The sequence below is a fragment of the Verrucomicrobiota bacterium genome (assembly GCA_016871535.1).
In the GTDB taxonomy this organism is placed as follows: domain Bacteria; phylum Verrucomicrobiota; class Verrucomicrobiia; order Limisphaerales; family SIBE01; genus VHCZ01.
On sequence record VHCZ01000038.1, the window covers coordinates 26339 to 35344 of the forward strand.

General features: G+C 60.1%; 5 protein-coding genes. 3 read left to right on the forward strand and 2 right to left on the reverse strand.

Annotated features, from left to right (window positions below; translation table 11 throughout):
* The first annotated feature begins 154 nt into the window (after positions 1–154).
* From FJ398_07535 to FJ398_07545, 3 genes are read left to right on the forward strand one after another with little or no spacing between them, the layout of a single operon-like run.
* Positions 155–406, forward strand: a complete 252-nt coding sequence (locus FJ398_07535; protein ID MBM3837806.1) for a hypothetical protein — start codon at positions 155–157, stop codon at positions 404–406.
* Complete coding sequence (locus tag FJ398_07540; GenBank protein ID MBM3837807.1) at positions 372–2360, forward strand: ThuA domain-containing protein; 1989 nt, start codon at positions 372–374, stop codon at positions 2358–2360. Before FJ398_07535 ends, FJ398_07540 begins: the two co-directional genes overlap by 35 nt.
* On the forward strand, positions 2251–3069 hold the full coding sequence (locus tag FJ398_07545) for a hypothetical protein (GenBank protein MBM3837808.1): 819 nt from the start codon (positions 2251–2253) through the stop codon (positions 3067–3069). Before FJ398_07540 ends, FJ398_07545 begins: the two co-directional genes overlap by 110 nt.
* A gap of 17 nt (positions 3070–3086) precedes the next feature.
* Here FJ398_07545 and ileS read toward each other — a convergent pair whose 3' ends face one another.
* The gene (ileS, locus tag FJ398_07550; GenBank protein MBM3837809.1) at positions 3087–5894 is read right to left on the reverse strand and encodes an isoleucine--tRNA ligase; all 2808 of its coding nucleotides are present in this window, start codon (positions 5892–5894) and stop codon (positions 3087–3089) included.
* A gap of 506 nt (positions 5895–6400) precedes the next feature.
* A partial coding sequence (locus FJ398_07555; GenBank protein ID MBM3837810.1) for a hypothetical protein occupies positions 6401–9006 on the reverse strand: 2606 nt, incomplete at its 5' end.

Genomic DNA, 9006 nt, shown 5'->3' on the forward strand with positions numbered 1-9006 from the left:
GAGAAAACCCAAGGGAATCCCCTTCCATGCGCGGCGAAAGCATATTCTGCCGCGCGATCATTTCAAGGTTCGACCAACACGGCCACAGCTTTCGGATCGACCGGATCGACTGTGGCGCTTGAGTTCTGGCGTCGAACAGCGCATACTTGCGGCGATGAAGAAAGACATGCTCGATCCGGCGAAACTAGCCAGCCTAAATCAGTGGCTTGCCGAACCCATGGATGAGATCGTCCACACATACGCCGGGAAATTTGTCGCCGTTCACGAACAAAGGATCGTCGCGATTGGAGATTCCTACCGGGATGTCTATGCGGGCGCAGAGAACCAAGGACTCGATGAGATTCCATTCGTCATGGAAGTTCCAACCGCCGATGAACTCTCTTCATCCCTGCCCACTGTTTTTTGAAAAGCCGGATGGTTCGCGGCAGTCGCTCCTGGTCTTCCTCATTGGCCTTCTTGTCCTCGGCCTTCACGCCGCGCGCGCGGCGGATCAGCCAAAGAAGATCGTTCTCATCGCCGGCCCCATCACGGGCCATCCGAAGGAATCGCACGAATACGAAAAGAACGTCACCTTGCTCAAGCACCTTCTCGAAACTTCGCCCTCTCTTCAGGGCAAACTCCTGGTCGAAGCTCACTTCAAAGGCTGGCCCAGTGATCCGGCAACGCTCTCGGACGCGGACACGATCTTCCTCACTTCCGACGGCAGCGACCGCCGCGAAACGGACCATCCGCTTTACGTCGGAGATCGATTGAAGATTCTGGAGCGGCAGATGCAGCGCGGATGCGGTCTCGTGATGTTTCACTGGAGCACCTTCAACCCTGTGCGCGTTCATGATCAGATCACCGAGTGGGCGGGCGGTTACTTCGATTACGAGACGGGGCCCGGGCCCCGCAAATGGTATTCGGCAATCCAGACATGGCAGGCTCGGAGCACTCTTGGAACGCCGGATCATCCGATCACGCGCGGCGTAAGGCCGTTTGACACCCAGGAAGAGTACTATTACCGCATTCGATTCCGCGACAATGACCCGCGCCTCAAGCCCATCATCCTCACCCGCCCGCCCAAAGAATCCAGCGACTTTGCGGTCGGTTGGGCCGTCGAACGCGCCGATGGCGGACGCGGCTTCGGCTTCACGGGCGGCCATTTTTACCAGAACTGGTGGAATCCGGATTTTCGGAAACTGATTCTCAACGCCATCGTCTGGAGCGCGAAGGTGGAAGTCCCGCCCGGCGGCGTGGAATCCGAACCCTTCGAGCGGTTCAAAGCGCTCATCCTGACCGGCCACAATCATCCAGCCCACGATTGGCGCGCCGTAACCGCGGCCCTGATCCTAGCGCTCGAACAGGATCCGCGCGCCGTTGTGCACGTCACCGAAAACATCGAGGACCTCGCCGCGGAAAAAATCCACGGCTACGACCTTCTCGTGATGAATTACTGCAACTGGGACAAGCCCGGCTTGAGCGACGCCGCAAAGGCCAACTTCGTTCGCTACCTCCAAAAAGGCGGCGGACTCGCGCTGATTCATTTTGCCAATGGCGCGTTCAATCTCACGCTCCCGAACAACCAGGACTCCGACTGGCCGGAGTTTCGGACCAACATCGTCCGGCGCGCCTGGATGGCCGGGGAAGGGCGCAGCGGCCACGACAACTACGGGCCCTTCCGGGTCGAGATCACCGAGGCGAAGCATCCAATCCTCGCGAGGCTTCAGTCTTTCGACACGGTGGATGAGCTTTACTTTCGCCAGGAGGGTGTCGCGTTAATCGAACCCTTGGCCACGGCCCGCTCCAAGGTCACCAGCAAAGACGAACCGATGGCCTGGGCCTACAATTACGGCCAAGGGAAAATCTTCCAAACGGTGCTCGGTCACGCGGACGAATCGGTTCGCAAGGCGGCCGCGCTCATCCGACGCGGCTGCGCCTGGGCTGCGGGCCGAAATCAAATCCGCTTCGACCCGCCGCCAGAATTGACCGAAGGCGCGCTCTTCCGCGAAGGCAGCCCCTGGACGCCAGAGCAATCCCGCAAGCGCGCAGAACGTTCGAAGGAAATCCAAAATGCCACCACAGATGCCACAATGGTCGCGCGAACGAAAGGCGTGGTATTGGTGAGCGCGCGTTCCCTGGATCGGGTAGGGCGAAGTGTCCTCGCTGAGCCGATCAACCATCGTCCACTCAACGGCTCGGCGGCTCGCCGGGACGGGCTCGCCCTACCATCGAAATTGCTTAATTCAACAGCAGTGCACCCCAGCCCTCATGCTCAGGGAGAGGGAGCATCGTTTACCGCGCCAGGAGGAACCGAGCGTGCCCGCTTTGGCGAGACCCGGGCTGCGCTCTCCCCTCACTCCAAAGATGAACCCAGATAGACGCAGATGGGAATGGATCAGTCCTCCCTCTCGAAAGGAAAGGAGTGCGGGCAGCCTGCCCGCCCGCTTCTCAATGGTTTCGGCTAAACGATGCGCAGACAAGCTGTCCGCGCTCCTTCTTGCCTTCCTTGTCCAAATACTCCTTCCATTCTGTGCCGTTCCCCAGTGCGCGGCAGTTGACCAGACTCCGAAGGCCGCCGGCCAAACCAATTCCACGCCGAACCGCGCCCCGGCGGTGAAACTCGAGCGCCCTGGCGTAAAGAATCTCTATCAAGTTGCTCCTGGCTTATACCGCTGCGCGCAGCCGACCGCGCGCGGCATGCGCGAACTCGAAGCCCTGGGAATCAAAACCGTGATCAACCTCCGCCCGTTTCATTCCGACAAAGACGAAGCGAAAGGCACCTCGCTGAAACGCGAGCGCATCTCGTTCAAGACGTGGCATCCCGAAGACTCGGACGTGATCCGCTTCCTGAAGATCGTCAGCGACACCAACCGCGCCCCGTTCGCGGTGCACTGCCTGCACGGTTCCGACCGCACCGGGATGATGATTGCCATCTACCGAATCGCATTCGAAGGCTGGACGAAGGATGAGGCTATCGCGGAGATGACCGGACCTGACTTCGGTTTCCACGAAATTTGGCAGAATCTCATCCGTTATCTCCGCGCGCTGGACGTTGGGAAAATCAAACGGAAGGCGGGGATCAAATAGCCGCTTCGGAATGGCGGTTAGCCAGAGACCGCCGCTACGGCCTTCACGCATCGGCTACACAGGCCGGGATGTTCATGATGCGAACCCACGTCCGTTTCCCAATGCCAGCAGCGTTCGCATTTCTGGCCGGCGGCGCGTTCGACTTTAAGGTCTTCAACCTCGGCGGGCGGGGCGACTACGAATTGTGAAACGTTCAGGAGTTCCTGAAATTGTTCTCGCTCGGACAGGACCGCCTTCGGCGTGTTCGCGCCCGGGGTCAAAATCACTTTTGCTTCAAGAGCTTTGCCAATGATCTTTGCCTGACGTTGTTCCTCCAGTTTGGGCAGAACCAATTCGCGGTATTTGAAGAGGTCGTCCCAAAGCGAGGTCTCGGCGTCGGGGAGCGCGAAGGCGCGGGGGTGCCATTCGAGCAAGTGCACCGAGTCTGCCTCCCGGCCAGGCACAAACTCCCAGGCTTCGTCTGCCGTGAAGGCCAGCACGGGGGCGAGCATCTTGCACAGACTCGTGACCATTCGATACAGCGCGGTCTGCGTCGAGCGGCGCCGATGGGAGTTGGCCGGGTCGGTATAAAGCCGGTCCTTCACCAGATCGTGATAGATCGCCGAAAGCTCCACCGCCGCGAACTGGCTGAGCTTCTGGTAAACCACATGGTATTGGTAGGCGTCGTAAGCGGCAGCGACCTGTTGTTCGAGCGCGCTGAACTTGCCAAGAACCCAGCGATCCAGGCCGGTCAGCTCTTCGTCCGCCACCGCCTGTTTGGCAGGATCGAAGTCGTAGAGATTGGAGAGTTGGTAGCGCAGCGTATTGCGCAGCAACCGATAGGTTTCAGCCACTTTGTTGATCCGTTCTTCGCTGACCACGATGTCATTTCGAAAATCTTGCGAAATGACCCAGAGCCTCAAAATGTCCGCGCCCCACTTTTGCACGTAGGTTTCTGAAGTCTGCGGTTTCTCATAGCCTCCCTGGCCTTGTTTGCTCTTGGAAATCTTTTCCCGGTCCGCATCGACCATGAAGCCGTGCGTCAGGACCGTTTTGTAAGGCGGCGCGCCCTGGCCGGCGAGCGAGATCAACAAAGAAGATTGAAACCAGCCGCGGTGCTGGTCGCTTCCTTCCAGATACATGTCCGCCTGGAACGGTCTGTCATTGCCTCGCAATTCCGGGCGCCGCGCGGTGACGGCCCGTGAGGACGAACCGGAATCAATCCAGACATCCAGGGTGTCGCCGGATTTTTTCACGGCTTCTGGTCCCGCCCAATTCGCCGGACGCAGCAGTTGCCACAGTTCTACGTCGGATTTCTCGAACCACATATTTGAGCCGTGCTGCTCGATCAAATCGGCCGCGTTGCGGACGATTTGGGGGTTGAGGATCGGATTGCCTTCTGCGTCGTAGAAGGCGGGAATCGGCACGCCCCAGGTTCGTTGCCGCGAGATGCACCAATCCGGTCGCGTTTTGACCGCGGCTTCCATACGGTTCTTACCCCAATCCGGAATCCACTCGATTTGCTCGAGGGCCGCGAGCGCCTTGTTTCGGAAATCCTCGTGATCGACGCGGATAAACCACTGGTCCATCGCGCGAAAGATGACGGGCGTTTTGCTGCGCCAACAATGCGGGTAGCTGTGCAGGTAATCTTCCTGATGCACCAGCGCGCCTCGCTCTCGAAGCAGATGAAGGACCGCCTCGTTCGCCTCGCTCTTGCGGTTCTTCTCCAGGATGGCCTTTCCCAGCAGTTCCGTTGGCATCTGCTGCGCGACGGGCAAATCGTTCGTGTGAGCGAAACGTCCGTCGTTATCGACCGGCGAATAAATCGGGAGGTTGTTCTGCATGCCGAGCAGGTAATCCTCCAGACCGTGGCCCGGCGCGATGTGAACGAAACCCGTTCCGGTCGTGTTCTCGACAAAACTGTCGCCCGCGAAGAGACGGCCCGTGCGCGCCGCGAACGGATGCCGATATTCGACTTGCCGAAGATGCTCCGCGTCGAGACTGCGGACGATCTGGTAGTTCTCCCATCCGCAGCGCTGGGCGACGGTCGAGAGCAGCAGCGTCGAGACGATGTAATTCTCGCCCTGCGCATGGATCAGCGAGTAACTGAAGGTCGAGTTGTAAGCCACGGCAAGATTCGCGGGCAAAGTCCAGGGCGTAGTCGTCCAGATAAGGATCGAAGTGTTCGGATGTCCGAGGAGGGGAAACTTCACATAAACGCTCTGGCTGACGTGGTCCTTGTATTCGACCTCCGCTTCCGCCAGCGCGGTCCGGCACGGGATGCTCCAGTACACGGGCTTCTTGCCGCGATAGACGAAGCCCTTTTCCACGAGGTCCGCGAAAAGCCGCAATTCCTCGGCTTCGTATTCCTTGTTGAGCGTGAGATACGGCTTGTCCCAATCACCCAGCACGCCCAGCCGCTTGAATTGCGTGCGCTGGATGTCGATGTATTTCCGCGCGTAGGCGTCGCACGCGTTGCGGATCGCGGCCGGATCGGTGTTCGTGTCGCCGGCCTTGCGCATTTCCTGGGAGACCTTGAATTCGATGGGCAAGCCATGGCAATCCCAGCCCGGCACGTAGGGGGCATATTGGCCCCGCAAGCTGTGGTATTTCACCACGATGTCCTTGAGAATCTTGTTCAGCGCGTTGCCGACGTGGACGTCGCCATTGGCGAACGGCGGGCCGTCGTGCAACACGAATTTGTCGCGTCCCGCGCGCCGGGCTTGAATTCGCTCGTAAAGCCGGGAAGACATCCATTGCTCGATCCGTTGCGGCTCTCGCACGACCAGGTCCGCCTTCATGGAAAAGCCGGTCTTCGGCAAATTCAGTGTTTCTTTGTAATCCATCTGAACTCTTGTTTCAGGAGCGCGCAACGTAACAACCGCGACTGGGAGTGTCAACGGGAGGGCGCTTCTCTCCGCTTTGCACTTCCCATGAACCGCCTCTTCGGACCGTGGCCTTTAGGCCGCTTCAACGATCGACTGCGGAGAGTGCGCGGAAGCAGCCTGAAGGCTGCGGTCCGCCCGGTCTCAGGTTCATGGTCCGAGTGCATGGTTCTGAAACCAAGGCAACTTTCCATGAACCCGATAGGGACGGATTCCGAACGGATTCCACTTCGTCCCTGACTTTACTCTGCGATCGGAAGGACAATTTCAGGGACGCGGTGGAACGCGTCCGGAACGCGTCCTTATCGGTTCATGGTCCGTCCGCACGGTTCGATGGTCGTGGGGGTTTCCCATGACTGAACCGACTTTTGACCGCGGATTTCGCGGATTTCACGGATGTTGAAGCGGGCTTATCCGTGTGATCCGTGTAATCCGTGGGTTGAATCAGGTTCGTGGAGACTTCCACCTCATTCGTTGATGCGCCCGGACCGGAAATGGCGCTGGATTTCTTTCCGGATCAACACGCGGTCGTAAATGGCGACTTCGTCAATCTTGCCCTCGAATGAGGAATCCCGTGCTTGCCACTCGCCGCCGATGCTGAGTTCCGGCGCGGTGGCGGCGTCTGGAATCCGGGTGACGGCCGAGATTTCAGGAGCCAGGCTGCCGTTCAAGAAAACGGAGACGTTCTGGCGATCCCGCACGAACACGAGATGATTCCACGTCTTCAAAGTCAGCGGCGTCGTACCGTGGGATTGGGTTTTCCAGCCGCGTTGATGCGCGAACTCGTGCGACTCGAACACCAGAGCGCCCTCCGGACCGTTCATCCGGGGAATGAGGATCTTGTCCGCGGAACTTGTCGGCGCGCCCTCGGCTCCGCGAGAGAAGAGAACGCCAGTGACGGAACGCACGTTGGCCGGCAGCCCGTTCCAGAACCACAATTCCACGGTGTAGCGATCTCCCAGCCCGTTCGAGCTCGCACGCAATCGGCCGCCCGCCAGATGCACGCAGCGGTTGAGGGTGGCGGACGCAGCGCAGATTTTGAATCTGCTGTATCGCCGACTTGTAGTCGGCAGGCCCTCGGGGAAACCCACGTGCGGCGGATTGAAAATCCGCGATACGGCAGAGTGCAACTCTGCGCTACGGAACCCTGGCGCAGTTGGCCCCTCTAAGTAATAGGCAATGCCGGAGGCGCTTCCGCGTTCGACGTTCGGCGCGGTGCCGTCTTCATAGATCGCGTGGTTTCCATTTCCGCTCGAATCGAACGCGGTCGGGCCGTTGAATTCGCCCAGGCGCCAATACGCAATCGGCTTCGAGGAGAGCACGGCTTTGGCGTAGGTGTCGTGCGTCGCTCCGGCGCTGGTAGGGCGGCGCGGCCGCGCCGCCCTACCCGCATCATGTGCATTGGTCCGAGATGTGGCTTCATGGCGATGGAGGCGCTCCAGGAGCTGCAAAACGGCGTCGGCGATCTTCGGTTCGGCTTCGACTTCCAGCGCCGCCGTGCGCGCGGGCCAGGCCGTGTATCCGCCCAACGCGTGTTGCGCGGGCGGGGGAATGTAACCTTCCGAGCCGTTGGCCAGTTCAATAGTGAACGTGGTCGGAAAAGGGCTGAGTGCTTTGATTTTCAATCCGGTGATCGCGAAGACTTCATTCGGAATGGCGGCGATTCCCAGAGCGCCGATGCGAATGGCTTGCAGCTTGAGTTCGCGCACAGGATCTTCGTGAAGAAAGATTTGTTCACGGGCGTAAACTTCAACCTGGTTGGTGGGCTTGCGGCCTTCCATCTTCGCCACGATTGCCCGCGCCCAGTCCAACCGCTCCTTATTCGGCGTCCGGCGCCGCAAGGTCAGCCTGGATTCCGCCATGGCAACGGGCGCCCAATCACGAAAGCGGATCTTCTGATACGCGGCGAACGCCGAGCGCGCGACTCCGTCTGCGTATTCATCGAGGTTCAGATTGCGCCGCGGCTTCCCATAATCCATCCACATTTGGTCGCCGCTCGTGCCTTGGGACATGATGCCAATGAAAGGTGGATCGACGCCCTGAGCCCCGATGAGATTCTTAATCTTCTCCGCAAAGCGTCCGTAATAATCGGCGGAGACGGGCGCGGCGCCGAAATAGTGCATCGAGTAATTCGCCAGGAGCACGATGGGCTTTCCTTGAGGTGACTGGATTGCGACCACGGTCAGTCCGGGGTCCACAGGACCGGACGGCCCGAGGCAGTCCGGGTTTTCGTAACCCGGATGCATATTTGCGCGAACCGTTTTTCCGCCGAAGGGGTCGGTCCTGATTTTGTCCGGGCGAAAAATCCAACGGCGATTGTGCGTGTGCTCGACATCATCGACCACCGCCCAGCCGATGCGCGCCGGAGCGAGGTTTTTTGCCGCCGCCGCAATGGCCTGAGCGATCTTGCCCGGCAGCGTCCGAGTGTACTCCGGATCGGGCGATGCGCCCAGACACCCCATGGCGGACGGCGCCGAATGCGTGTGCGTCGCGGAAACCAGCATGCGATCCTCGGCAATGCCGGTCAGGTCGCGGGCCTGGCGTTTGGCGACGTCAATCGAGTCGCGCGGCAGCATGCAGCTATCAATTACGGCGATGGCGACCCGGTTTGTGCCGTCGTCGAGCACCAGAGCGCGCGCGTGGAGCGGGTCGTTGGCTTTGCCGGCTTGCGCTTCCAGGAACCCGCCGTTGACGATCACAGGAAATTTGTCCGGTGTGATGTCGAGCGCGCTCGCGCCGGCCTTGAGGCGCAGGACGGGCTGGCGTCCGGGCGCGGACAGCGGATGGAACGCCAAGAGAACCCATGCCAGGACGAGGTTCCTGGAAAGGTGCCATGGCCACGGTGTCCTGCCCGCGGCGCATGAACCCACCCCTTCCCCTCCCAGGAGGGGCGAAGGGGTAGGTTGGCTCGTGGAAAGCTGCCTGGGCCTGATTAGCATTCTCACACGCCATGAGCCCGGTAGGGCGAGTCCATCCCGGCGAGCCGCTCCACGCGCTTGGAACACGTCCGACTCGGCTCGCTGGGGACAGGCTCGCCCTACCGTCAGGTTCATGGAAAGCTTTCTCATAGTTC

What these genes read in the sequence shown, in the direction of transcription:
- FJ398_07540 (MBM3837807.1), top strand. Translation starts at nt 372, where the DNA reads ATGAACTCTCTTCATCCCTGCCCACTGTTTTTTGAAAAGCCGGATGGT.
- FJ398_07545 (MBM3837808.1), top strand. Translation starts at nt 2,251, where the DNA reads ATGCTCAGGGAGAGGGAGCATCGTTTACCGCGCCAGGAGGAACCGAGC.
- FJ398_07535 (MBM3837806.1), top strand. Translation starts at nt 155, where the DNA reads ATGAAGAAAGACATGCTCGATCCGGCGAAACTAGCCAGCCTAAATCAG.
- ileS (MBM3837809.1), bottom strand. Translation starts at nt 5,894, where the DNA reads ATGGATTACAAAGAAACACTGAATTTGCCGAAGACCGGCTTTTCCATG.